This is a genomic window from Kitasatospora sp. NPDC001175 (assembly GCF_053598215.1).
In genome coordinates, this window is sequence record NZ_JBSFJU010000022.1 from 92,415 (window position 1) to 116,212 (window position 23,798).

Sequence of the window (23,798 nt, forward strand, 5' to 3'; positions counted from 1 at the left end):
CGGTCCTTGAGCGCGGCACCCCCACCGCCGCGGCCCTGCCGCCGTTCCCGGCCCTTGTGCCCCGGCCGTACCACCCGGGAACTCGCGCGCCCGGCGGTCCGACTGGTGTGGTGTGGAAGCAACCGAACCGGGCACCCGCCCATCCGTCGTCCTGCTGGGCTTCGCCCTGCTCCTCCTCGTCGTCTTCCTGGGCGCCTTCGCGGCGGGCCGGGCGGCCGGCCCGGTCGCCCCCGGCCTGGCACCGGGCAGCAGCGGCCCGGCCGACCCGGGTGACCCGATGCCCGGCATGGGCGGGCATGGCATGGGGGCGGACCGATGAGCGCCCCCGCCAAGGCCGGTGAGGTCACCACCACGGACCTGGCCGTCGGCGGTATGACCTGCGCGGCGTGCGTCTCCCGGGTGGAGAAGCGGCTGGCCCGCATCGCGGGCGTGAGTGCGGGCGTCAACCTGGCCACCGGCCGGGCCAGGGTGGTGCACCCGGTCGAGGTCGGCGCGGCCGAGTTGGTCGCGGCGGTCGAGCGCGCCGGTTACACCGCCGAACCGGTCCCAGGCCACGCCGCCGCCTGGGCCGAACCCGCCGAGGACCGACCGAGGCTGGTGGTGACGGCCGTCCTGGCGAGCGTGGTCATCGTGCTGTCGATGGTGCCCCCGCTCCAGTTCCGGGCCTGGCAGTGGGTCTGCTTCGCGCTGGCGCTGCCGGTGGTCGGCTGGGGCTCGTACGGCTTCCACCGCCGCGCCTGGCAGGGGCTGCGGCACGCCACCGCGACCATGGACACCCTGGTGAGCCTGGGCGTTCTGGCCGCCTTCGGCTGGTCCGCGTACGCGCTGTTCCTGGGCGGGGCGGGCGAGCCCGGCATGCGGATGCCCCTCTCGCTGACCGCCGCCGGCGGTGCGGCACACGTCTATCTGGAGGCCGCGGTCGGCGTCCCGGCGTTCGTGCTGTGCGGACGGATGCTGGAGGGCCGGGTACGGCGGCGCAGCGCCTCGGCGCTCCGGGCGCTCGCCGAGCTGGGGGCGAAGGAGGTCTGCGTCCGCCAGGCGGGGGCCGAGCGGCTGATCCCGGTCGAACAGCTGCTGCCGGGACAGGAGTTCGTGGTCCGGCCGGGCGAGAAGGTGGCCACCGACGGGGTGGTGGTGGAGGGCACCTCGGCGCTCGATCTGAGCCTGCTGACCGGGGAGAGCGTCCCGGTGGAGGTCGGCCCGGGCGACCGGGTGGCCGGCGGCACCGTGAACGCCGGCGGCTCGCTGCGGGTACGCGCCACCGCGGTCGGCGCGGACACCCGGCTCGCCCGGATAACCGCGCTGGTGGCCGACGCCCAGAGCGGCAAGGCGCGCGCCCAGCGGCTGGCGGACGCCGTCGCCGGGGTGTTCGTCCCCTGTGTGCTGGCGGTCGCCGTGTGCGTGCTGGGCTTCTGGCTGGGGGCGGGCGCCGATCCGCAGGCGGCGGTCACCGCGGCGGTGGCGGTGCTGGTGGTCGCCTGCCCGTGCGCGCTCGGCCTCGCCACCCCGACCGCGCTGCTCGCGGCCACCGGACGCGGCGCCGAACTCGGCGTCCTGGTCCGGGGTCCCGAGGTGCTGGAGAGCCTGCGCCGGATCGACACCGTGGTGCTGGACAAGACCGGCACCCTGACCAGCGGGCACATGGAGCTCACCGAAACGGTCACCGCCCCGGGCGAGTCGGCCGACGAGGTGCTGCTGCTGGCCGGCGCCGTCGAACACCACTCCGAGCATCCGATCGGCCGCGCCGTCGCGGCGGCGGCCCGCCGGCGGTGCGGGCCCGAGCTGCCGAGGACCACCGGCTTCGCGGCCACCCCGGGTGACGGCGTCCACGGCACGGTCTGCGGCCGGAGCGTACGGATCCAGCGGCCCGGCGACCCCACGGCCCTGCCGCCGGCCCTGAGGGACGCCCTGAACCGGGCCGAGTCCGACGGCCGGACCGCGGTGGTGGTGGAGCTGGACGGCCGCGCGGCGGCGGTCCTGCTGGTCGGCGACCGGCTGCGGCCCGGCAGCTACCGGGCGGTGCACCGGCTGCGCGGGCTGGGTCTGGAGACCGTACTGCTGACCGGCGACCGGCCGGGCGCGGCCCGCGCCGTCGCCGGGCAGCTGGGGATCACCGAGGTGCACGCCGACGCCTCGCCGGAGCGCAAGGCCGAGGTGGTGGCCGGACTGCGCGCGGCGGGCCGGGTGGTGGCGGTGGTCGGCGACGGCGTCAACGACGCGGTCGCGCTGGCCTCGGCGGACCTCGGCATCGCGCTCGACTCCGGCACCGACGCGGCGATCGGCGCGGCAGGGCTGACCCTGATGCGCGGCGACATCGAGGCGGTGGTCGACGCGGTGCGCCTGGCCCGGCGCACCCTGGCCACCATCCGGGTCAACCTGCTCTGGGCCTTCGGCTACAACGCCGCCCTGCTGCCGCTGGCGGCGGTCGGCCTGCTCAACCCGATGCTCGCCGCCCTCGCGATGTCGGCCAGCTCGCTCCTGGTGGTCGGCAACAGCCTGCGGCTGCGCACCTGGCGGCCTGCCCCCGGCCGCACCGGCACCGCCGCCCGGAGGCCGCGATGAAGCGGGCCGCGCTCCCACCGCTGGCGGCGGCCGCCGCGTGCCTGGTCCTGCTGTCCGGCTGGACGGCGTTCGGCGGCGCCGGCCGGGCTCGGCCGGTCCGGGCGGAGGGAACGGGCTGGATCCTGCTCCCGGCCGGCGCGGGACCGGCCTCCGCCTTCCTCACCGTCCGCAACCCCGGTGACGTGCCCGACGAACTGACCGGCGTCAGCTGGGACCGGTCCGGCCGGCTCGCGCTGAAGGAGCACCGGATGCTCGGCGCCACCGGCAGCTGGTCCTACGCGCCGACCGTCACCGTCCCGGCCAGGGGCGAGCTGGCGATGTCACCGGACGGCGCGGACATCCTGATATCCGACCCACCCGCGCTGCGCGCCGGGCAGTGGGCGGAGTTCACGCTCCGCTTCCGCCGCAGCCCCGAACTGCGGGTCCGCGCCCGGGCCGTCCGGGCAGGCGAACTCTCCGCCGTGCTCGGACGGGCGGCCGGCTGACCGCGCCCCCGGGCCGGCCCCGGCCAGGCCCGGGTGGCCTTCCGGCTGGTGCTGGACCGGGGCCTCCGGTAGCCCGGCCGCCCACGGGTGGGCGCGTCCGTTCGGGCGGCCATCCGTCTTGAGATGTAGTCGGGCTGCATCGCGCGTCGCACCGGCGCGCGGGGTGAATCGTCCTGGCGCCGCTCGTCCCGGCCGATCTCGGAAAATAGCGTTGGACTGCCCCGACAGTCCCTCCCCCGAGGACCACGCCATGATCGAAGCCGTCGGCCTGAGCAAGCGCTACGGCCCCAAAACCGCCGTCCACGACCTGAGCTTCACCGTCCGCCCCGGTGCCGTCACCGGATTCCTCGGCCCCAACGGCGCCGGGAAGTCCACCACCATGCGGATGCTGGTCGGCCTGGACACGCCGAGCTCCGGCCACGCCACGCTGAACGGCCGGCGGTACGCCGACCACGCCGCCCCGCTGCACGAGGTCGGCGCGATGCTGGAGGCCCGCGCGGTGCACACCGGCCGCAGCGCCTTCAACCACCTGCTCGCCCTCGCCGCCACCCACGGCATCCCGCGCCGCCGGGTGGAGGAGGTGGTTGACCTGGTCGGTCTGCGCCAGGTCGCCCGCAAGCGGGCCGGCGGCTTCTCGCTGGGCATGGGGCAGCGCCTGGGCATCGCCTCCGCGCTGCTCGGCGACCCGGCCACGCTGATCCTCGACGAGCCGGTCAACGGACTCGACCCCGAGGGCATCCTGTGGATCCGCAACCTGCTCAAGTCCCTTGCCGCCGAAGGCCGTACGGTGCTCGTCTCCTCGCACCTGATGAGCGAGATGGCGCTCACCGCCGAGCACCTGATCGTGATCGGCCGGGGCCGGCTGATCGCCGACACCTCGGTCGAGGAGTTCACCCGCCAGGCGTCCAGCGGCAAGGTGCACGTCCGCACCCCGGACGCGGAGCGCCTGGGCAAGCTGCTGCGCGACCTCCCGGGCGTCGAGGTGGCGGCCGAGCAGGGCACGGAGGTGCTGGAGGTCTCCGGTGCCGACGGCGAGCGGATCGGCCGGCTGGCCGCCGAGCACGGACTGGTCCTGTTCGAGCTGACCCCGCAGCAGGCCTCGCTGGAGGAGGCGTTCATGGAACTGACCAGGGACGCCGTCGAGTACGAGGCCACCGTCACCACCACCGCGCCGGCCCAGGAGGTCGCAGCATGAGCACCGCCACCGTGACCTCGACCAGGGCCGGCGACGGCCGGGTCACCCTGCCCCGGGTGATCAACTCCGAGTGGATCAAGTTCCGTTCGCTGCGCTCCAGTTACATCACCCTCGCGGTGAGCGTGGCGCTCACCGTCGGTTTCGGTGCACTGTTCTGCTGGGCCACCATGAGCCGCTGGGACCACCTCCCGGCCGAGGAGCGGGCCCACTTCACCCCGGTCGAGCACAGCCTGCGCGGCTACTTCATGGCCCAGATGGCGATCGGCGTGCTCGGTGTCCTGGTGGTCACCGGCGAGTACTCCACCGGCATGATCCGCGCCTCGCTGGCCGCCGTGCCCAAGCGGCTGCCGGTGCTGTGGGCCAAGACCGCCGTGTTCGGCGCGATCACCTGGGTGGTCGCCACCGTCTCCTGCCTGATCGCGTTCTTCGTCGGCCAGGCCATCCTGGCCGGCAAGCACCTGGACACCACGCTCTCCGCGCCCGGCGTCACCCGGGTCGTCCTCGGCATGGGCCTCTACCTGACGGCGGTCGGCCTGCTCGCCATCGGGATCGGCACCCTGATCCGCAACACGGCCGGTGGCATCGCCGCCGTCTTCGGCACCCTGCTGGTCCTGCCGCTGCTGGCCGAGGCCCTGCCCAGCTCCTGGCAGGACGACATCGTCCCGTACCTGCCCGGCAACGCCGGCCAGGCCCTCGCCACCCTGCACCAGGGCCCGCACGACCTGGCTCCGTGGACGGGCTTCGGGGTGATGTGCCTCTACGTCCTGGCGTCCCTGGTCGGCGCCGCCGTCGTGCTCAAGCGGCGCGACGCGTGACGGCCCGCGCCGCCGGCTGGGAGAGAATGGCCCGGTGACCGGCCTCGACCAGACCTCCGCAGCCCCCGGGGCGCGCCGCACCGGCGCGCCCCGGGGGCTCGCCGGGTTCGGGGGGCTCGGGGAGCTCGTCGCCCGGCTGCGGGGGCAGCTCGGTCAGCTGCGGGTACGGATCCTCACCGAGCGCTACCCCACCCTGGTCGACTTCGGCTGTGCCCTCGCCCTGCTGCTGGTCACCTCGGCGCCCCAGCACCGCTACCTCTCCGCGCACTCGTGGCTGTGGGCCCTGCAGATCGGCCTGATCCTGCCGCTGACCTTCCGCCGCCGGGTGCCGTTCGCGGTCTTCGGGGTCACCGCGGCCGTCGCCTTCGTGCAGTGGCTCACCGCCTGGGGCATGCCCGCCGACATCGCCGTGCTGTTCGCGCTCTACACCGTCGGCGCCCACTGCAGGCGCCGGCGCACCATGATCGCGTACCTGGTCGCCGAGCTCGGCGTGGTGCTGGCCGTACTGCGCTGGACACCGATCACCGAACACGGCGGCAGCCCGCTCGCCACCTCGGTCAAGGTCTTCGTCATGCTCTCCGGCACCGTCACCGCGGCAGCGGTGCTCGGCCTCAACCTCCGGGCCCGGCGCGCCCAGCTGGCCGCCCTGCGGCAGCGCGCCCACGACCTGGAGCGGCAGCGCGACCAGCAGGCGGCGCTCGCGGTGGCCGAGGAGCGCTCCCGGATCGCCCGGGAGATGCACGACATCGTCACCCACAACCTGTCCGTGATGGTCGCCCTGGCCGACGGCGCGGTCTACGCCAACGCCCACGCGCCCGAGAAGGCCACCGCCGCGATGCGGCAGTCCGCCGAGACCGGCCGCCGCGCCCTCACCGACATGCGGCGCTTCCTCGGTGTGCTGCGCTCCGACGAACCCGACGCGCTGCGGCATCCGCAGCCCGGCATCGCCCAGCTCACCGCGCTGGTCGAGCAGGTCAGGGCGGCCGGGCTGCGCACCGGACTCCACCTGGAGGGCGACCACTCCACCGTCTCGGCCGGCGCCCAGCTCACCGTCTACCGGCTGGTCCAGGAGTCACTGACCAACACCCTCAAGCACACCGCCCCCGGCGCCACCGCCCGGGTCCGGGTGGCCTGCGGCCCGTCCACCGTCATGGTCGAGGTCTGCGACAACGGGTTCCCCGAACCCCACCAGGGCCACACCAGTCCGATCGGCCACACCGGCCAGGGGCTCACCGGTATGCGTTCGCGCGCGGCCTCGTACGGCGGCGAGCTCGTCGCCGGCCCGCTGCCCGGCGGCGGCTGGCGGGTGGCCACCACCCTGGTGCTGGACGACACCGGACTGGACTCCGGCGACGGCGCACCGGACTTCGACGGCCCCGGGCCGGACACCGCCCCCGACGACAGGAGCTGAACACCCGATGACCATCCGAGTCCTGCTGGTCGATGACCAACCCCTGATGCGGGTCGCCTTCTCACTGGTGCTCGGTTCCCAGCCGGACATGGCGGTGGCCGGGGAGGCCGAGGACGGCGCCGAGGCCGTCCGCCTGGTCGCCGAGGGCCATGTGGACGTGGTGCTGATGGACGTCCGGATGCCCGGGATGGACGGCATCGAGGCCACCAGCCGGATCGTCGCGGCCAACCCCGACACCAAGGTCCTCATCCTCACCACCTTCGACCTGGACGAGTACGCCTTCGCCGGGCTGCGTGCCGGTGCCTCCGGCTTCCTGCTCAAGAACGCCCAGCCGGACGAGCTGCTCGCGGCGATCCGCTCCGTCGCAGCCGGGGACGCGGTGGTCGCCCCCCGCATCACCCGCCGCCTGCTCGACACCTTCGCCTCCCAGCTGCCCACCGACGGTGGCAGCCGGGCCCGCGCCGACGAGGCGGTCGAGGCCCTCACCGCCCGGGAGCGCAGCGTCCTGGTCCTGCTCGCCCGGGGCCTGTCCAACGCCGAGATCGCCGCCGAGCTCAACCTCGCCGAGGCCACCGTGAAGACCCACGTCAGCCGGATCCTGCTCAAGCTCGGCCTGCGCGACCGCGTCCAGGCCGTGGTCTTCGCCTACGAGAACCGCCTGGTCCTCCCCGCCTGACCGCCTACGGCTCCCCGGCCGTCTCAGCTGCCGACGGCGGTGGGGGTGTCCTCGGACTCGTCCAGCGGGTGGGCGAGGCCCTGCGCCCGGACGTAGGCGTCGTCGTGCGGCCACGGGCCGTCCGTGTAGGCGATCAGGCTACCGGGCAGGCCGTCCTGCGGGTCCGGTCGGAGTTCGACGCGGTGGTCGTGGCCGCGGAAGTGGGAGCGGGTCACCCGGGCCCGGACGGCCCCGGGGAGGGGGTCGGCCGTGAGGGAGAGCTGGCGGGGGCGCAGCAGGACCAGGCCCCGGCGGGCCGTACCCGCGTCGGCGGTCAGCGGGAGGCTGCCGAAGGCGGTGTCGGCCTTGGCCCCGTCCAGCCGGGCGGGGACCAGGTTGGCCTCGCCGAGGAAGCCGGCGACGGCGGCGTCGGCGGGTGCGTGGTACAGCTCGTGCGGGGCGGCCTGCTGGGCGATCCGGCCCGTGCGCATCACGGCGATGGTGTCGGCGAAGGAGAGCGCCTCCTCCTGGTCGTGGGTGACCAGGATCGCGGTGGCACCGGCCCTGCGCAGGGTGGCCGCGACCTCGGTCCGCAGCTCGGTGCGCAGCGCGGCGTCCAGTGCCGCGAACGGCTCGTCCAGCAGCAGGAGTTCCGGTTCGGTGGCGAGCGCGCGGGCGAGCGCCACGCGCTGCTGCTGACCGCCGGAGAGCTGGTGCGGGTGGCGGTCGCCGAGGCCGTCGAGGCCGACCAGGGCCAGGAGTTCGGCGGCCTTCTCGCGGCGCCTGCCGCGCGGCAGGCCGAAGCCGATGTTGCCCGCGACGGTGAGGTGCGGGAAGAGCGCGCCGTCCTGCGGCACGTACCCGATCCGCCGCCGTTCGGCCGGCAGTCGTGACCGGCCGTCGTCCAGGGTCCGTTCCCCGAGGGACACCCGGCCGGCCGCGGCCGGGTGGAACCCGGCGATCACCCGCAGCAGGGTGCTCTTCCCGCAGCCGGACGGCCCCAGGACGCAGGCCAGCGCCCCGTCCTCGACCACCAGGTCGACCCCGGAGAGGATCTCGGCCCGGCCGTGCCCGGCGCGCAGTCCACTGACCATGAGTCCACTCAACGCGAATCCTCCGTACGGGAGTTGGTGCCGAGCGTGCGGCGGGTGAGCAGCAGCACGGGCGGCACGGACATCGCCGTCATCAGTGCCGCGTAGGGTGCGGCCGCGCCGTACGCGAGGCCGCTGGTGTAGACCCAGAACTGGGTCGCCAGGGTCTGGGTGCCGGTCGGGCGGAGCAGCAGGGTGGCGGTGAGCTCGGTGCCCGCGGTGAGCGCGACCATCGCGGCGGCCGCACCGAGGCCGGGCAGCACGAGCGGCAGGGTGACCCGCAGCAGCACGCCGAGCGGTGGCGTACCCAGCGAGCGGGCCACCTCCTCGACGCCGGGCGGCACCTGGGCGAGTGCGGCCCGTACGGCGGTGAGCGCGAGCGGGAAGAACAGGATCACGTACCCGGCGACCAGCAGCGGCGGCTGCTGGTACACCGGCTCGGCGTAGCGGATCGCGAAGTGCACCACCGAGAGCGCGACGGCGATCCCGGGCAGCGCGCGGGTGAGGTAGGCGGCGCGCTCGGCGGCCCTGGCCAGACGGGTGCCGCGCCGCCAGCCGTACAGCGCCACGGGGACGGCGGCCGCGGTGGCCACCAGCGCGGCGGTGGCGGCGTAGCCGAGGGTGGTGAGCGCGGCGGAGAGCACGGACGCGGACGGCAGGGTGGTGGAGCTGCCGACCACCAGCCAGTAGCCGAGGGCGTACAGCGGTACGCCGACCGCGGTGCCGACCAGGGCGGCCAGCGCCGCGAGGGCCGGCAGCTTCCAGCGCCCGAGCGGGGCCGCGGCCGCCCGGCGACCCACAGCGCCCCTGCGGGCGACCCGTCCCCGACGGCCGCATCCGGCCTCCAGCAGGACCAGCAGCAGGGCGAGCGCCACCAGGACCAGGGTGAGCTGGGCGGCCGAGGCGGCGTCGAAGCCCAGCTTGTACTGGGTGAAGATGGCGGTGGCGAAGGTGGTGAAGCGCAGCATCGCGAAGGCGCCGTACTCACCGAGCAGGTAGAGCGAGACCAGCAGCGCGCCGCCGGCCAGCGCGGGCCGGGTCAGCGGCAGGGTGACCCGCCACAGGGTGGCGAGCGGGCCTCGGCCGAGGCTGCGGGAGACCTCCTCCGCGGCGGTGTCGGCGCGCCGCAGGGTGGCGGCGACCGGCAGGAAGACCAGCGGGTAGAGGGAGCAGGTCATCACCAGGACCGCGCCCCAGTAGCCGCGTACCGAGGAGAACAGCGAGACCCAGGAGTAGCCGCGGACGAACTCCGGTACGGCGAGCGGGAGTACGAGGGCGACGGTCCACCAGCGGCGGCCTGGCAGGTCGGTGCGCTCGACCAGGTAGGCGGCACCGAAGCCGAGCACGGCGGTGGCCGCGGTCACGGCGGCGGCGAGGGTGGCGGTGTTCCAGAGCAGGGTGGCGATCAGCGGGCGGCCGAGCAGCCGCTGCGCCTGGTCCCAGCCCGCCTGCCCGGCCTGGACCACGACGAAGGCCAGCGGCGAGGCGACCACGGCGACGATCGCGAAGGCGAGCGGTGCGAGCAGGCCGGCGGCCCGCCACCGCGGCAGCGGTGACGGGCTGTCGGCGCTCCGTGCGGAGTGCGGGGTGCTCACGCGAGGAGACCGGTGTCCTGGAGCAGCTGGAGGGCCTCCTTGCCGTCGCCGAGGTCGGCGGCGGAGGCGACCTGGCCGACGGTGTCCAGCGCGGGCAGTTCGGCCTTCCCCTTGACGCCTGCGACCAGCGGGTACTCGTAGCTCTCCGAGGTGGCGATCAGCGTCTGCGCGGGGGCGCTGTCGAGGTAGGCGAGGAAGGCCTGGGCGGCCTGCTGGTGCTTGCCGCCCTTGAGCACGCCGGCACCGGAGACGTCGACCAGGGCGCCCGGGTCGGTCTTGGTGAAGTAGTGCAGCTTGGCGTGGGTCTGGGCGGCGGTCTTCTCGTCGCGCAGGCGGTAGAAGTAGTAGTGGTCGATCACGCCGCCCTCGACCTCACCGCTGTTGATCGCGGCCGACAGGCTCTCGTTGCTGTCGTAGCTCTTGGCGTTGGCCTTGAGACCGAGCAGCCACTGCTTGGTGGCGTCCGCGCCGTCGGTCTTGATCATCCGGGTGACGATCGGCGCGAAGTCGGTCTCACTGGGTGCGATGCCCAGGCGGCCCTTCCACTCGGGCTTGGCCAGGTCGCGGACCGAGGCCGGCGGCGCGGTGTCGGCGGGCTTGCCCTCGGCGGCCAGGAAGGCGGCGGTGCGGGCGGACACGCCGACCCAGTCGCCCTTGGGTGAACTGTCCCCGGCGGGAACGGACTTGAGGGTGTCCGACTGGACGGCGGCGAGCAGGCCCTGCTCTTCCAGGACGGTGAGCGCGGGCGGGTTCTCGGCGTAGAAGACGTCGGCCGGGGAGGCCTTGCCCTCCTGGAGGATCTGGTTGGCGAGTTCGGCCTCGTCACCGGAGCGCAGGTCGACCTTGACGCCGGTGCGCTTCTCGAAGTCGGCGGCCAGCGCCTTGACGGTCTGCTCGTGCTGGCCGCTGTAGACGGTGATGGTCTGTCCGGCGAGCGCCTGGGCTCCGGTGGCGGCCTGCGAGGGGCCGTCCGACGAGCTGCCGCCCGAGCTGGAGCAGGCGGCCAGCGCGAGCACGCACGCGGCCGCCAGCGACAGCGCCGCGGCCGGCCGGACAGCACCGATCCTGGTTCCGAACATGGTGAGGGTCCTCCGCGATGAGCGGGGCCGGCCTGACGGCGGCACCCCGAGTGGCTGGGCCAGTCGGATGCGGGGGCACCCCCGCACGCCCCGGGCGGGAAGCGCCGGGACCGGCCTGGCGAGACAGCAACCTAGGACAGGAAAGGCTTGCCTAACAAGTTTCGAGCCGTCAGATCTCGGCCCGGCCTCGGCGCAGACACGCTTCGATCCCCGAAGCGTCAACCCCCGGCAAAACCAGCGGGGACATCGCAGCTCAGAGGGCATACGCACCGTCTGGGGAACGGCCACCCCAGCCGCCTGGGCACCCTCGCGCGGCCGCCTTCACCATCCCCGCACACGCCAATTCGCTGGATTGCGCTCGGAGATGCCGCAATGATCCCGGTATGTCACAGATGACGCGAAGCTTTGACGAACTGGTGACCGAGGCCGAAGCCGCCCCGGTGGAAGGCTGGGACTTCTCCTGGCTGGAGGGCCGGGCGACCGAGCAGCGGCCCTCCTGGGGCTACCAGCGACTGCTGGGCGAGCACCTGGCCCTCGCCTCGGCCGCGCTGGACATCCAGACCGGTGGCGGGGAGGTCCTGGCGGGCGCGGGGAACTTCCCCCGGCTGATGGTGGCGACCGAGGGCTGGCCGCCCAACGTCGCCAAGGCGACCAGGCTGCTGCACCCGCGCGGGGTCGTGGTGGTCGCCGACCGGGACGAGCCGCCGCTGCCGTTCGCCGACGAGGCGTTCGACCTGGTGACCTCCCGGCACCCCGTGACCGCCCACTGGACGGAGATCGCCCGCGTCCTGCGGCCCGGCGGGACGTACCTCGCCCAGCACGTCGGCCACTCCAGCGTCTTCGAGCTGGTGGAGTACTTCCTCGGACCGCAGTCCGAGGAAGTACGGCGCGGGCGCCACCACGGGGAGGCCCGCGCGGCCGCCGAGGCCGCCGGCCTCGAGGTCCTGGACCTGCGGTTCGAGTCCCTGCGGACGGAGTTCTTCGACATCGGCGCCGTGGTCTACTTCCTGCGGAAGGTGATCTGGATGGTGCCGGGCTTCACCGTCGCCGAGTACCGGGACCGCCTCGCGGAACTGCACGAGCTGATCCAGCGCGAGGGGCCGTTCGTCGCCCACGCCACCCGGTTCCTGATCGAGGCCCGCAAGCCCGGACGGACGGACGCCTGAGCCGGCGTGCGGCCCGGGGCACAGCGCCCCGGGCCGCACCGGTCCCGCGTCAGGCCAGTGCCACCAGGTCCAGGTACTCCTCGCTCCAAAGGTCCTCGGTGCCGTCCGGCAGCAGCAGCACCCGGTCCGGGCGCAGCGCCTCGATCGCCCCCGCATCGTGCGTCACCATGACGATCGCGCCGGGGTACGAGCCGACCGCCGCCAGGACCTCGCCGCGCGAGGCCGGATCCAGGTTGTTGGTGGGCTCGTCCAGCAGCAGCACGTTGGCGCCGGAGTGGACCAGGCCTGCCAGGGCGAGCCTGGTCTTCTCGCCACCGGAGAGCACCCGGGCCGGCTTGTCCGCGTCGTCACCGGTGAACAGGAAGGCTCCGAGCACCTGGCGCACCTCGCCGTGGTCGAGGTGCGGCGCGGCGGCGGACAGGTTCTCGCCCACCGTGCGGTCGGGGGCGAGGGTGTCGTGCTCCTGGGCGAAGTAGCCGAGCCGCAGGCCGTGGCCGCGCACCACCCGGCCCGAGTCCGGTGTCTCGTGCCCGGCCAGGGTGCGCAGCAGGGTGGTCTTGCCCGCGCCGTTGAGCCCGAGCACCACCAGCCGGCTGCCCCGGTCGACGGCGAGGTCGACGCCGGTGAGCACCCGGTGGTCGCCGTACGCCTTGGCGAGGCTGATCGCACCGAGCGGCATCCGCCCGCACGGAGCGGGTTCGGGCAGCCGGATCCGGGCCGTCCGCTCGGCGCGCCGGACGGGTTCCAGCTCGGCGAGCATCCGGTCGGCCCGGCGCACCATGTTCCTGGCGGCGACGGCGGTCGCCACGTGCGAACGCATCCGGTCGGCCTGGGTGCGCAGCGCGGCCGCCTTGCGTTCGGCGTTGGCGCGCTCGCGGGCGCGGCGCCGCTCGTCGGCCTCGCGCTGGGCGAGGTAGGCGTGCCAGCCGGTGTTGTGCACGTCGATGGTGCGGCGGGCGGGGTCGAGGTGGAAGACCCGGTTGACGGTGTCGGCGAGCAGACCGGTGTCGTGGCTGATCACCACCAGGCCGCCGCGGTGGCCGGCCAGGAAGCCGCGCAGCCAGGCGAGGGAGTCGGCGTCCAGGTGGTTGGTCGGCTCGTCCAGCAGCAGCGTGCCGTGGTCGGCGAACAGGATCCGGGCCAGTTCGACCCGGCGCCGCTGCCCGCCGGAGAGCGCTCCCAGCGGCTGGTCCATCAGCCGGGCCGGCAGCCCGACCCCGGCGGCGACCTGGGCCGCCTCGGCTTCGGCGGCGTACCCGCCGCGGGCCTGGAACTCGGCCTCGGCGCGGGTGTAGCGGCGCATCGCGCTCTCCTGCGCGGCCGCTCCAACTGCCTCGGCCATCGCCTCCTCGGCGGCCCGCAGGGCTCCGACCGCCCGGTCCAGGCCGCGGGCGGAGAGGATCCGGTCGCAGACGGTGGTGACCGGGTCGGCCACGCGGGAGTCCTGCGGCAGGTGGCCGAGCGAGCCGGTGACGGTGACGGACCCGGCGGCGGGCCGCTCCTGGCCGGCCAGGGTCCTCATCAGGCTGGTCTTGCCCGCGCCGTTGCGGCCGACCAAGCCGATGCGGTCGCCGGGGGCGATGTGGAAGGAGATGTCGGACAGCAGCAGACGGGCGCCGACGCGCACGTCGACACCGCGGACGGTGATCATGGGATTACGCTCCGAACAAGCAGAAGGACACACGGGTGGCGTGGAAGCGGGTCCTTGAGCTAGGAAATTCGGGGCGTGGACATGCGGCCCAGGCTAACCGGGCCGCGCGGCGGACGCATCCGCATTTCGCGGAGCGTCCGCCGCGTTCACCGGGCGCCGGGCGCGCCCGCCGTCAGGCATTCGACGGGACGCGGCACGGCCGGTTGTGCGCCGCGACCGGCGGGGACCGGAAGGTCCACACTCCTGCAGCCGGCGCGCCTCCGCTCAACTCACCCAGGTGGCGGCCGAGTTCGCTGTCGGCTTCGGGGACGTGCAACTCCCGTTCACCCCGCGTCCCCGGCCGCGGGCACCGCCGCCGCCACGGCCGACGGCCGGGTGACCGCGGAGACCGCCAGCAGCACGACGGTGTTCACCAGCAGCGCGATCACCCCGATGTTGACGTCCTTCACCGCCTGCGGCAGGAAGGGCAGCAGGCCGCCGACGGTGGTGTGGGCCAGCGTGGTGGCGGCGACCGTGGTCACGCCCGCGACGATCCCGGCCGCGGCGCCCTGCTTGGTGACCGACCGCCGGGCGGCCAGCGCGAACAGCAGTGCCGGGAACAGCTGGGTGACCAGCGCGTACCCCATGAGCAGCAGGTTCACGATGGTGCTGCCGCCGTTGAAGGTGAACACCAGGGCCAGGGCCGCGAGCAGCGGGACCAGCAGCTTGGCGAGCCGGCCTGCGGTCCGCTCGTCGGTACCCGGCCGCAGCGGCAGGAGGACGTTCCTGGCCAGGCAGGTGGCCGAGGTCATCAGCAGCAGTGAGCCGGGCACCAGCGCGGTCAGCAGCCCGGCGCCGCCGACGACCCCCACGAACCACGGGTCGAAGGATTTGACCGTGACCTTCAGCAGCGAGAGGTCCCCGTCGGCGCCCTTGAGGCCGGGCACCGCGATCACGGCGGCGAACCCGGCGAAGAACACGAACAGCAGGATCAGCTGGTACAGCGGCAGGACGACCGCGTTGCGCCGGAACACGCTCGGGTCCCTGGCGCTGAAGGTGGCGCTGAAGGTGTGCGGCCACATGTAGAAGCCGAGCGCCGAGAGCAGCACCGTGGAGACGAACCACCACGGACTCAGCCCCTGGTGCGGCAGGGTCAAGAAGCCCGGCCTGGCGGCATCGATGGCGTGGAACATCCGCCCGATCCCGCCGGAGTAGTGCAGCGGCAGGTAGATCCCGAGGAACACCACGACCCCGAGGATCAGCACGTCCTTGACCACCGCGGTCCAGGCCGCGCCGTGGATCCCGGAGATGGTGACGTACCCGGTGAGCGCGACCGTGCCGATCACCACCGCGGTGTGCGGCGAGATGTGCCCGTACGAGGCGGTGGAGACGATGATGCCCAGCCCGGTGAGCTGCAGCACCAGGTACGGGACCATCGCCACCACGCCCACCAGCGCGACCAGCGCTCCGAGCGCCGGGCTGTCGAACTTCCGCGCGAAGAAGTCGGACTGGGACAGCAGCCGGTGCTCCTTGGCGAACCGCCAGACCACCGGCAGCAGCCAGTACGAGATCGCATACGCGAGCGAGGCGTAGGCGAGGACGTAGAAGGCCGGTCCGCCCTTCCCGTACGCCCAGCCCGAGGCCCCGAGCAAGGTGAAGGTGGTGTAGATCTCCCCGGCCAGCAGCAGGAAGACGAAGACCGAACCGAAGCCCCGGCCGCCGACCGACCACTGCTCCAGGTCCATGTCCTTGCCCCGCCGTGCCCGCAGCCCCAGGCCGACGGCGAGCAGCAGGAAGGCCGCGATGACGGCGAGTGCGGTCACGGGCCGGCCTCCTCGGCCTCGGCCGGCTCCCGGTTGCTCGGATCCAGCCGGTAGACCACCCCCGTCACCACGGATCCCAGCACCAGCCAGAGGACCATCCAGAACAGCAGGAAGGGCATCCCGAGCACGTAGGGCGTCACCCGGTTGGCGAAGAAGACGCCGCCGAGGATCCCGGCGAACGGCACGGCACTGAGCAGCGGGAGCAGCGCCCCGCGGGCTCCGGTGGATCTGGTCCTGCGCGCAGAGTGCATCCGGTCATCCCCTGGAGGTCGGCCGCCCGGTCGGTCGCCCGGCCGGTCGGCTGGTCGGTCGGCTGGAGCCGGTGGCGGCCGGTCGTCCTCGGGCCGGCACCAACCGCGAACCTCCAGGACCTACCACCGGCGCGGCCGCTCCATGCGGACTCCACCGATACTCCGTCATGACCATGCCGCTTCGGAGCGCGGATCTCCGGGGGCGGTCCGGCTCAGTCCAGCCGGCGGGCCAGGGTGAGCCCGTCCGCAACCGTGAGCAGCACCGCCTCGACCCTCTTGTCGGTGCGGACCACCTCGTTGAAGTCCCGGATCGCCCCCGCGCTGCCGGTGGCGTCCGGGTCGACGACCTGCCCCTGGAAGAGGGTGTTGTCCAGGACGATCAGCCCGCCGGGCCGCGTCCGGCGGACCAGTTCCTCCCAGTACAGCGGGTAGTTGGCCTTGTCGGCGTCGATGAAGGACAGGTCGATCCAGCGCTCCTCGGGCAGCGCGCGCAGCGTCTGGATCGCGGGCGCGATCCGCAGCTCGATCCGGTCGGCGACACCCGCCTTGGCCCACACCCGCCGGCCGACCCCGGTCCACTCCTCGGAGATGTCGCAGGTGATCAACTTGCCGTCCTCGGGCAGCGCCTGGGCCATCGACAGCGTGGACAGCCCGGTGAAGGTGCCGACCTCGACGATCCTGCGGGCCCCGATCAGCCTGACCAGGAACGCCAGCAGCGGCCCCTGCTCCTGGGCGGTCTGCAGGCCGGCGCTGCCGGCGTACGTGCTGTGGGTGATCTCGACCAGCTCCTGCTGCGCCGCATCGAGCGGTGGGTTCTGGCTCAGCACGTAGGCGTAGAGCTCGGGCGTCAGCGTGGGGTTCTTGGTCTCGGTCACCGGCGTCTCCGATCAGGGGGCGTGCGCTCGGGCCACAGCATTCCATCGAGCCGCTCGTGCATCACGTTCCAACTCGGACACGTGATGATGAATCAGATGAATTCAGATATCCCGTCCGCCGTTGCGCCGCAGCCGTAGCGCGCGCCCCTTCGCCCCCGTGCGCCCCGTGGCGCGCCCGCGGTTGTGTGGAAGGCTGCCTGGGCAGTTGTCTCATTCCGATCGCACTCCCCCGTACCTGTTCCCGGCCGGGTCCCCGGCCGAGTTGAGGAGTCGTCATGGCAGACGCGCACGCCGCCCAAGGGCACACGGATCCCTCGCTGTACCGGACCCCCGCGGAGGCGGTGGCCGCACCACCGGAGAAGCTCGCGTACGTCGCCGGGTTCGACCGGTCCGCGAGCCGTCCGGACGCCCTGATCACCGTCGACACCGATCCCGACTCACCCGGCTACGGCCGGGTGCTCAACTTCGCCGAACTTCCGGAGACCGGCGACGAGTTGCACCACTTCGGCTGGAACGCCTGCTCCAGCGCGCTGGCCCACGCCTGCCACACCAACCCCGAGCGGCGGTTCCTGCTGCTGCCCGGGCTGCGGTCCTCCCGGCTGCACGTCATGGACACCCGTCCCGACCCGGTGCGGCCGAAGCTGGTGAAGACCGTGAGCGCCAAGGAGCTCGCCGCCAAGGCCGGGTACTCGCGCCCGCACACACTGCACTGCGGTCCGGACGGCGTCTTCCTCTCCTGCCTGGGCGGTGCGGACGGCGCGGACGGCCCCGGCGGCGTGGCACTGCTGGACCACACCAGTTTCGAGGTGCTGCGCGCCTGGGAGACCGACCGTGGCCCCCAGCACCTCGCCTACGACGTCTGGTGGCACCTGGCCGGCAACGTCGGGATCACCAGCGAGTGGGGCACCCCGTCGATGGTGGAGGAGGGAGTGGTGCCCGAACTGCTGCTGGGCCGCCGCTACGGCCACGCCCTGCACTTCTGGGAGCTCGACTCCGGCCGGCACCTGCAGCGGATCGACCTCGGCGACGAGCACCAGATGGTGCTGGAACTCCGTCCGGCGCACGACCCGGAGCAGCAGTGGGGCTTCGTCGGGGTGGTGACCAACGTCGAGGACCTGTCCGCCTCGGTCTGGCTCTGGTACCGCGACGGCGCCGCCTTCGCCGCCCGCAAGGTGATCGAAATCCCTGCCGAGCCGGCCAGGACCGAGGACCTGCCGCCGGCCCTGCAGCCCTTCGGCGCGGTACCGCCGCTGGTCACCGACATCAACCTGTCGGTGGACGACCGCTGGCTGTACGTCTCGGCCTGGGGCACCGGCGAGCTCTTCCAGTACGACGTGACCGACCCGTTCCACCCCAGGAAGACCGGCTCGGTCCGGCTCGGCGGCATCACCGGCCGGGCCCCGCACCCCACCGCGCCCGACGTCCCGCTGACCGGCGGCCCGCAGATGGTCGAGCTGAGCCGGGACGGGAAGCGGGTCTACCTGACCAACTCCCTCTACGGCTCCTGGGACGACCAGTTCTACCCCGGCGGCATCGACCCGTGGATGATCAAGCTCGACGCGGACACCGTCGACGGCGGGCTCACCGTGGATCCGCGCTTCTTCCCGCACGGCGCGGACTTCCGGGGCCTGCGGGTGCACCAGACCCACCTGAGCGGCGGTGACGCCTCCTCGGACTCGTACTGCTTCCGCTGACCGCTACCCGCCCGGGACACCGCCGGCCGTCGCCACCAGCGCGGTGACCGCCGGATGCCAGGGTCGGTCCGCCGGCCCGGTGAGGACGAGCCGGCGGGTCACCCGCGGGAGCAGCGGGACCAGCACACAGCCCGCCGGGATCATGGCGTTAGCCAGCGCGGGCATCACCGAGACCCCGATGCCCGCGTGCACCATGCTGATCAGGGTGCCCACGTCGCGGATCCGGTGGGTGGGGGTGAAGCGGGCGCCGATCCGGCGGTAGATCTCCCGGATGTGGCGCTCGCAGCCGCCCTCGGAGAGCAGGAAGGCGTCGTCCTCCAGGTCCCGGATGTCGACCACCGGCTGCCCGGCCAGCGGATGGTCCCGGCGCAGCAGCGCGTGCATGGAGTCCTGGGCGAGCTGCAGCGACCCGGCGGGGGCGGGGTCCGGGTCGATCAGGACGGCGGCGTCGACCGTACCGGTCGCCAGCCACGCGGCGAGTTCGTCGTCCTCACCCTCGAAGATCCGGACCTTGACCCGCGGATGAGTCGCGCGCCACTCTCCCAGCAGCCCGGGCAGCAGCCCCTGGCAGACGGTGGCGGGCGCGGCCAACCGCACGGTGCCGGCGGGGCCGCCCCGGTGCCGGGCCGCGATGACCGCGATGGCGTCGGCGGAGGCGGTGGCGGCGCGGGCGTGCGGCAGCAGCTGTTCGCCCAGCGGGGTGGGCCTGACCCGGCCGGTGCGGTGCACCACGGGTGCGCCCACGGCGCGTTCCAGGGCCGCGACGGCGTGCGAGACCGCGGACTGGCTGATGCCCAACTCCCCTGCCGCGGCACCGAATCCGCCGCTCTCCGCGACGGCGACCAGCGCCCTCAGCTGCGCCAGGTTCACTCCGCCCGACATGAGCAACCCTCATCCCTGCCGTGCTGCCACTTGTTGGACTCATGATCACCCGCTTCGGCACGGTGTGTCCACGGGCCCGCTCGGGCCCGGTGGGTCGGACCGGCCGGTGCCCTCGGCGGCCCGTGTCCCCGGGTGCGCGGGGACGACCGGTGCTGGAACGGAAGGCGGTGACGGGGTGCGGCAGTGGTGGCCGGGTTTCGTGGCGCTGTCGGCGATCTGGGGTGCGAGCTTCGCACTGATCAAGGTGGCGGTGGACGCCGGTATGCCACCGGTCTGGGTTGCACTGTGGCGCTGCGTACTGGGCGCCGCCGCGCTGTGGACGATCCTCGCCGTCCGGCGCGAGGCGGTGCCGCGCGAGGCCCGTGCCTGGGCGCACTCGGCGGTGGTGGCGGTGCTGCTGAACGCGGCGCCGTTCGTCATGTTCTCCTTCGGCGAGACCCGGATCAGCTCGGTGCTGGCCGGGGTGTGGAACGCCACCACTCCCCTGTTCACCCTGCTCTTCGCGTTGCTGACCGCGAGCGGCGAACGACTGGGAGCGCGCCGGGCCACCGGGCTCGCCCTCGGCTTCGCCGGGATCATGGCGGTGCTCGGGGTGTGGCGGGGCACCGGCTCGGGACAGCCCGCCGGCAACCTGGCCTGTCTGCTCGCCACGGCCTGCTACGGCGCCGGCTTCGCCTACACCCGCCGCTTCCTCTCCGGCCTCCCGCACAGCACGACCAGCCTGGCCACCCTCCAGATCAGCTGCGCCACGGCCGAGTTGGCCCTCATCGCCCCGGCGGCGGCCGGCGCACCGCACTGGCCCGGAGCCGCCGCCGCGCTGGCCCTGCTCGCGCTCGGCGCCCTGGGCACCGGCGTCGCCTACATCCTCAACCTGAACCTGGTCCGCACCGCCGGCGCCACCGTCGCGGCCACCGTCACCTATGTCACCCCGCTCTGGTCCACCGCGCTGGGCGCGCTGCTGCTCGCCGAACCCGTGCACTGGAACACCGCCCTCGGCGGCCTCCTGGTGATCGTCGCGGTCGTCCTCACCCGTACCTCGCCCCGCCCCTTCCGGGCCTGAGCCGCCCGGTGGGCGGCGTGTAAGGTGCATGGGACGGGGTGGGTCCATGTGTTCATCTGTCGTTCACCTCGGCCCGAGGACCTGGTGGTCCCGGGAACAGATGTCCAGGTCACAGCAGGGGGCGCCAGTCCTCCACCGGGTTCGAGGAAGCTTTCCGTGACAGTGCGCCGCCCCATCCGAGTGTCCCGCCGTGCCGTGCTCGCGGGAATCGCGGCGCTGGCGGTGGCGGGCTGTACGGCCAAGCCGACCGCCCCGCCGGTGCCCCGGCCGCGCGCCTCGCTGGCACCCGAGAAGGACGGGACCAGTGGCAGCACGATCGTGCAGGTCGTCGCCCACCCGGACGACGACCTGTACTTCATGAACCCGGACCTGGAACAGTCCATCGACGCCAACGACCGGCTGGTCAGCGTCTACCTGAACTGCGGCGAGAGCGGCGGGGTGAACAAGGTCCCCGGCGCGAAGAATCCCCCCAAGCCGGACGAGGCGGCGTACGCGGGCGCCCGGCGCCAGGGGCTGCGGCAGGCGTACGGGCTGATGGCCACCGGGAACCACCTGGCCCCCTGGGACGTGTCCACCGAGACCCTGCCGGACGGCACCGTGGTCGAGGTGGACACCCTGGGCGGGCACCAGGGCGTCCAGCTGGTCTTCCTCGGGGTGAGCCAGCACTTCAAGACGGCGAGCGGAGACAGCGTCAGCCTGCCGGACCTGTGGGCGAACCCCGCCGCGGTCAGCCAGACCCTGGTCAGCACCGGCTCCCCGGTGAAGAGCGCCCACCAGGTCACCCACGACAGCCTGGTCGCCGCCCTGGCGCACCTGCTCGACCGGTACCAGCCGACCCTGGTGCGGACCCTGGACCCGGACCCGGACATGCAGGTCCACGACGACCAGCACAAGCAGCACCACGACCAGGACGGCTACTCCGACCACCCGGACCACACCGCGGCCGCGCTGTTCACCTACGCCGCCCTGGACCGCCACCGCGCGGCCGGCGGCCGCCACTACACCGTCACCGCCTACCGCGGCTACTACAACGAGCGCTGGCCGCAGAACCTCCCCGCGCAGCTGGCCCGCCGCAAGGCCGACGTCCTCAACGCCTACGGCGGCTCCCCGGACAACGGCTGCACCTTCACGGCCGGCTGCGGCGACTACGACGTGGGCCAGGACCGCTCCTACGGCACCGGCTGGCTGCAGCGCACCAGCGTGCGCTACCCGGCCACCGCGCCGTGGCTCCGGCTGGACGCCGACCACCGGCTGACCGCCTTCGGCCTGCTCGACGGGCAGGCCGCCATGTGGCAGGAGAGCGCTCCCGGCAGCGGCAAGTGGGGCGAACCCCAACTGCTCGACGGCGACGGCCTGCTGCCGGGCATCACCGCCTCGCTGGCCGAGGACGGCCGCTGGCAGCTGTTCGCCGAACGGATGGCCTCGCTGGGACCGGCGACCGCCGACAACCGGCGCGAGATCGTCACGGCGGTGCAGAGTGCCAAGGGCGGACCGTTCGGCGCCTGGACCTCGGTCGGCAACCCCGAGTCCGACCCCGACCACGGCCGCCGGGTGGGCGGCCCGGTCCTCGCCCGCAACGCGGACGGCACCACCCAGCTGTTCGTCCGCAACTGGGCCAAGGGCGTCTCCACCCGGCAGCAGCGCGCCGACGGCAGCTGGAGCGACTGGACGGACCTGGGCGGCGCGGACGTCCAGGAGGGCCTGGCCGCCGTCACCGACGGCTCGGGCCGGATCCACGTCTTCGGCGCCGGCCACGACACCGTCCACCACTGGGCCCAGCAACAGCCGAACGGGCCGTTCACCGTGGTGGCGACCGACCTGCCGGCACCCGCCGACCCGCCGAGCGCGGTCGTCCGCCCCGACGGCACGGTGCTGCTCGCCTACCGCGAGGCCAAGACCGCCCGCCCCCTAGCCCACCGCCTGGAGGCCGGCGGCACCTGGAAGGACGAGCCCCTCGACCTCACCCCCCGCGGCTTCGGCCCGCTCACCCTGCTCGCCCTGCGCGACGGCATCCTGCTGGCGGCCCGCAACAACGACGGCGGCACCAGCCTGGCCACCTTCGGCTCCGGCAAACCGGCACGTTGGAGCAGCGTCGCCGGCCCCGTCGTCGGCACGGCGGCCCTCGCCCTCGACGTCGACAACCGCCCGGTGCTCGCACGACTCGGGCCGGACGCGGCGCTGCACTGCGCGCCGGTGCCGTAGGCATACCCTGCAGGAGCGCAACGGCTTCGGCTTATGAATAGACCCCAGGGCCTGTCAGTCCGACGTTTCGTCGGACTGACAGGCCCTGGTGGGATGCGGCGGCAAAGGCCCATGGGCGAGCCGGGAACTCGGCCCGCGGTGTAATGTTCGTTGGTGCTGATCGCTGCAGGAGCCGATATGGCCCGTCAGGTGAGACGAGGGGCCCTCTCGAAAATCAGCATCAAGCGCAGGGGATGTCTAGGTTACCCCCGGCCCGCTTGTCGAAGTATGTCACCCTCCAGTTCCGCCCGAGTTCTCTCACGAACTGCCCGGCAATCCTGTAGCCGGGCGATCTGTTCAGTCATCGCCCGGGCCGTCAGATAGCCGGACGCCAGGAACCCCAGACCGCCCGCACCGTTCACCGAAGCCACCAGCGCGGGCGCGGACGCCCCGCCAGCCATCGGCGCGGCCACCACCGGAACCGCAAGCCGCCTCAGCACATCCGCCACCGCCATGCCTCCCTCGCCCGATTTCGGTCCACCTCACCCTACGTCCAAGCCGACTAACGATCCGTCAGACTCCGGCATTCGGCCTGCTCGGTGAATTGGTCGAGCAGCGGGGCGAATTCCCTCACCGCCGACGAGGCTCGCACCTTCCCCACCTCCACCAACGGGCACCGAGTGCAGGCCCTGTTCGAGCTCGCGCTCCGCACCGGACTACGCAAGGGCGAACTCCTCGGCCTGCACTGGGAAGACCTCGACCTCGACGCCGGCACGGCCAGCAGCCGCCGTACCCTCCAACGCACCCGCACCAGCGGCCTCACCACCCTGCCGACCAAGACGATCAACTCGGAACGCCGCATCGCCCTCCCAGCCGCCTGCGTCGCCTCGCTCCGCGAGCACCGTGACCGGCAGGCCCGCGAGAAGCAGCAGGCCGGCGCAGACTGGTTGGACAACAGCCTCGTCTTTACCCGCCCGAACGGCCACCCCATCGAACCCGCCACCCTCACACGGCACTTCAACGCACTGCTCCGCCGCTCCCACCTCCGGGCGATCCGATTCCACGACCTGAGGCATTCGACCGCGGCCCTCCTCCTGGAACACGGCGTCGAGCTCGTCGTCATCAAGGAGCCCCTCGGCCATGCCCACATCGGCGTCACCGCGACGGTGTACGCCCGTGTCCGGCTCCGCCGTCAACTACTGCCGTCAGACACCCAAGGAGCCCCGCCGGAAATCCGGCGGGGCTCCTCTCAGGATGGCGCCGCCCGTTAGCGGACTGCCATAACTACAGGTTTGCCAGACCTTCGCGCCAGCGCTTTGCCCTCTCGGGCTGCCTTATACGCGCGGAA

General features: G+C 73.4%; 20 protein-coding genes and 1 pseudogene. 12 read left to right on the forward strand and 9 right to left on the reverse strand.

All coding sequences use genetic code 11. The features are described 5' to 3' along the window. Nucleotides 1–112: 112 nt before the first annotated feature. From ACWDAK_RS18300 to ACWDAK_RS18330, 7 genes are all read left to right on the forward strand, one after another. Nucleotides 113–319, forward strand: coding sequence for a hypothetical protein (locus ACWDAK_RS18300; RefSeq protein WP_344635668.1), 207 nt, complete (start codon nt 113–115; stop codon nt 317–319). Beyond that, complete coding sequence (locus ACWDAK_RS18305) at nt 316–2,562, forward strand: heavy metal translocating P-type ATPase (RefSeq protein WP_427392995.1); 2,247 nt, start codon at nt 316–318, stop codon at nt 2,560–2,562. Before ACWDAK_RS18300 ends, ACWDAK_RS18305 begins: the two co-directional genes overlap by 4 nt. After that, complete coding sequence (locus ACWDAK_RS18310; RefSeq protein ID WP_344635670.1) at nt 2,559–3,047, forward strand: copper chaperone PCu(A)C; 489 nt, start codon at nt 2,559–2,561, stop codon at nt 3,045–3,047. Before ACWDAK_RS18305 ends, ACWDAK_RS18310 begins: the two co-directional genes overlap by 4 nt. A gap of 250 nt (nt 3,048–3,297) precedes the next feature. Further along, on the forward strand, nt 3,298–4,242 hold the full coding sequence (locus ACWDAK_RS18315; RefSeq protein WP_344635671.1) for an ATP-binding cassette domain-containing protein: 945 nt from the start codon (nt 3,298–3,300) through the stop codon (nt 4,240–4,242). Next, entirely contained in the window at nt 4,239–5,057 is an 819-nt protein-coding gene (locus tag ACWDAK_RS18320; RefSeq protein WP_344635672.1) for an ABC transporter permease, read from the forward strand. The genes ACWDAK_RS18315 and ACWDAK_RS18320 overlap by 4 nt, the downstream gene beginning before the upstream one ends. 34 nt (nt 5,058–5,091) lie before the next feature. Next, nucleotides 5,092–6,468, forward strand: coding sequence for a sensor histidine kinase (locus tag ACWDAK_RS18325; protein ID WP_344635673.1), 1,377 nt, complete (start codon nt 5,092–5,094; stop codon nt 6,466–6,468). Between the two features lie 7 nt (nt 6,469–6,475). After that, nucleotides 6,476–7,144 carry a response regulator gene (locus ACWDAK_RS18330; RefSeq protein WP_427392994.1) on the forward strand — a complete coding sequence of 223 codons (669 nt, stop codon included), beginning with the start codon at nt 6,476–6,478 and terminating at the stop codon, nt 7,142–7,144. Between the two features lie 23 nt (nt 7,145–7,167). Here the strand turns inward: ACWDAK_RS18330 and ACWDAK_RS18335 are convergent, their stop codons facing one another. The 3 genes from ACWDAK_RS18335 to ACWDAK_RS18345 are packed head-to-tail and all read right to left on the reverse strand — an operon-like array spanning nt 7,168 to nt 10,888. Further along, entirely contained in the window at nt 7,168–8,229 is a 1,062-nt protein-coding gene (locus ACWDAK_RS18335) for an ABC transporter ATP-binding protein (protein ID WP_427392993.1), read from the reverse strand. Next, a complete protein-coding gene (locus ACWDAK_RS18340) occupies nt 8,226–9,809 on the reverse strand; it encodes an ABC transporter permease (RefSeq protein ID WP_344635676.1) in 1,584 nt (527 codons plus the stop codon). The genes ACWDAK_RS18335 and ACWDAK_RS18340 overlap by 4 nt, the downstream gene beginning before the upstream one ends. Beyond that, a complete protein-coding gene (locus ACWDAK_RS18345; RefSeq protein WP_427392992.1) occupies nt 9,806–10,888 on the reverse strand; it encodes an iron ABC transporter substrate-binding protein in 1,083 nt (360 codons plus the stop codon). Before ACWDAK_RS18345 ends, ACWDAK_RS18340 begins: the two co-directional genes overlap by 4 nt. A 392-nt stretch (nt 10,889–11,280) precedes the next feature. On the opposite strand from ACWDAK_RS18345, the gene ACWDAK_RS18350 reads away from it, so the two are divergent. After that, nucleotides 11,281–12,054, forward strand: a complete 774-nt coding sequence (locus ACWDAK_RS18350; RefSeq protein WP_427393057.1) for a class I SAM-dependent methyltransferase — start codon at nt 11,281–11,283, stop codon at nt 12,052–12,054. A 49-nt stretch (nt 12,055–12,103) separates the two neighbouring features. Here ACWDAK_RS18350 and ACWDAK_RS18355 read toward each other — a convergent pair whose 3' ends face one another. The 4 genes from ACWDAK_RS18355 to ACWDAK_RS18370 form a co-directional block, all read right to left on the reverse strand. Beyond that, nucleotides 12,104–13,705 (reverse strand): ABC-F family ATP-binding cassette domain-containing protein, encoded by a 1,602-nt coding sequence (locus ACWDAK_RS18355; protein ID WP_344635678.1) that lies wholly within the window; start codon nt 13,703–13,705, stop codon nt 12,104–12,106. Between the two features lie 323 nt (nt 13,706–14,028). After that, nucleotides 14,029–15,507 (reverse strand): sodium:solute symporter family protein, encoded by a 1,479-nt coding sequence (locus ACWDAK_RS18360; RefSeq protein WP_344635679.1) that lies wholly within the window; start codon nt 15,505–15,507, stop codon nt 14,029–14,031. Further along, on the reverse strand, nt 15,504–15,758 hold the full coding sequence (locus ACWDAK_RS18365; protein ID WP_344635680.1) for a DUF3311 domain-containing protein: 255 nt from the start codon (nt 15,756–15,758) through the stop codon (nt 15,504–15,506). The genes ACWDAK_RS18360 and ACWDAK_RS18365 overlap by 4 nt, the downstream gene beginning before the upstream one ends. A gap of 212 nt (nt 15,759–15,970) precedes the next feature. Next, on the reverse strand, nt 15,971–16,633 hold the full coding sequence (locus ACWDAK_RS18370; protein WP_344635681.1) for an O-methyltransferase: 663 nt from the start codon (nt 16,631–16,633) through the stop codon (nt 15,971–15,973). 275 nt (nt 16,634–16,908) lie between these two features. On the opposite strand from ACWDAK_RS18370, the gene ACWDAK_RS18375 reads away from it, so the two are divergent. Continuing rightward, on the forward strand, nt 16,909–18,327 hold the full coding sequence (locus ACWDAK_RS18375; RefSeq protein WP_427392991.1) for a selenium-binding protein SBP56-related protein: 1,419 nt from the start codon (nt 16,909–16,911) through the stop codon (nt 18,325–18,327). A gap of 3 nt (nt 18,328–18,330) precedes the next feature. On the opposite strand, the gene ACWDAK_RS18380 is transcribed toward ACWDAK_RS18375, so the two are convergent. Then, nucleotides 18,331–19,209, reverse strand: coding sequence for a LysR family transcriptional regulator (locus ACWDAK_RS18380; protein ID WP_427392990.1), 879 nt, complete (start codon nt 19,207–19,209; stop codon nt 18,331–18,333). 175 nt (nt 19,210–19,384) lie between these two features. Here ACWDAK_RS18380 and ACWDAK_RS18385 point away from each other — a divergent pair, with 175 nt between their 5' ends. Further along, nucleotides 19,385–20,269 (forward strand): DMT family transporter, encoded by an 885-nt coding sequence (locus tag ACWDAK_RS18385; protein WP_427392989.1) that lies wholly within the window; start codon nt 19,385–19,387, stop codon nt 20,267–20,269. A 156-nt stretch (nt 20,270–20,425) separates the two neighbouring features. Then, nucleotides 20,426–22,471: a PIG-L family deacetylase gene (locus ACWDAK_RS18390; protein WP_427392988.1), complete on the forward strand. Its 2,046-nt coding sequence runs from the start codon at nt 20,426–20,428 to the stop codon at nt 22,469–22,471. A 242-nt stretch (nt 22,472–22,713) separates the two neighbouring features. On the opposite strand, the gene ACWDAK_RS18395 is transcribed toward ACWDAK_RS18390, so the two are convergent. After that, nucleotides 22,714–22,965 (reverse strand): nitronate monooxygenase, encoded by a 252-nt coding sequence (locus ACWDAK_RS18395; protein ID WP_427392987.1) that lies wholly within the window; start codon nt 22,963–22,965, stop codon nt 22,714–22,716. Nucleotides 22,966–23,079: 114 nt separating this feature from the next. Here ACWDAK_RS18395 and ACWDAK_RS18400 point away from each other — a divergent pair. Further along, a pseudogene (locus ACWDAK_RS18400) lies at nt 23,080–23,721 on the forward strand (site-specific integrase); the annotation flags it as partial. Between the last annotated feature and the right edge of the window lie 77 nt (nt 23,722–23,798).

Bases quoted from the DNA above. Each gene is read 5' to 3' on its own strand.
- ACWDAK_RS18305 (WP_427392995.1), top strand. From the start codon at position 316: ATGAGCGCCCCCGCCAAGGCCGGTGAGGTCACCACCACGGACCTGGCC.
- ACWDAK_RS18310 (WP_344635670.1), top strand. From the start codon at position 2,559: ATGAAGCGGGCCGCGCTCCCACCGCTGGCGGCGGCCGCCGCGTGCCTG.
- ACWDAK_RS18315 (WP_344635671.1), top strand. From the start codon at position 3,298: ATGATCGAAGCCGTCGGCCTGAGCAAGCGCTACGGCCCCAAAACCGCC.
- ACWDAK_RS18320 (WP_344635672.1), top strand. From the start codon at position 4,239: ATGAGCACCGCCACCGTGACCTCGACCAGGGCCGGCGACGGCCGGGTC.
- ACWDAK_RS18330 (WP_427392994.1), top strand. From the start codon at position 6,476: ATGACCATCCGAGTCCTGCTGGTCGATGACCAACCCCTGATGCGGGTC.
- ACWDAK_RS18345 (WP_427392992.1), bottom strand. From the start codon at position 10,888: ATGTTCGGAACCAGGATCGGTGCTGTCCGGCCGGCCGCGGCGCTGTCG.
- ACWDAK_RS18350 (WP_427393057.1), top strand. From the start codon at position 11,281: ATGACGCGAAGCTTTGACGAACTGGTGACCGAGGCCGAAGCCGCCCCG.
- ACWDAK_RS18355 (WP_344635678.1), bottom strand. From the start codon at position 13,705: ATGATCACCGTCCGCGGTGTCGACGTGCGCGTCGGCGCCCGTCTGCTG.
- ACWDAK_RS18365 (WP_344635680.1), bottom strand. From the start codon at position 15,758: ATGCACTCTGCGCGCAGGACCAGATCCACCGGAGCCCGCGGGGCGCTG.
- ACWDAK_RS18375 (WP_427392991.1), top strand. From the start codon at position 16,909: ATGGCAGACGCGCACGCCGCCCAAGGGCACACGGATCCCTCGCTGTAC.
- ACWDAK_RS18380 (WP_427392990.1), bottom strand. From the start codon at position 19,209: ATGTCGGGCGGAGTGAACCTGGCGCAGCTGAGGGCGCTGGTCGCCGTC.
- ACWDAK_RS18395 (WP_427392987.1), bottom strand. From the start codon at position 22,965: ATGGCGGTGGCGGATGTGCTGAGGCGGCTTGCGGTTCCGGTGGTGGCC.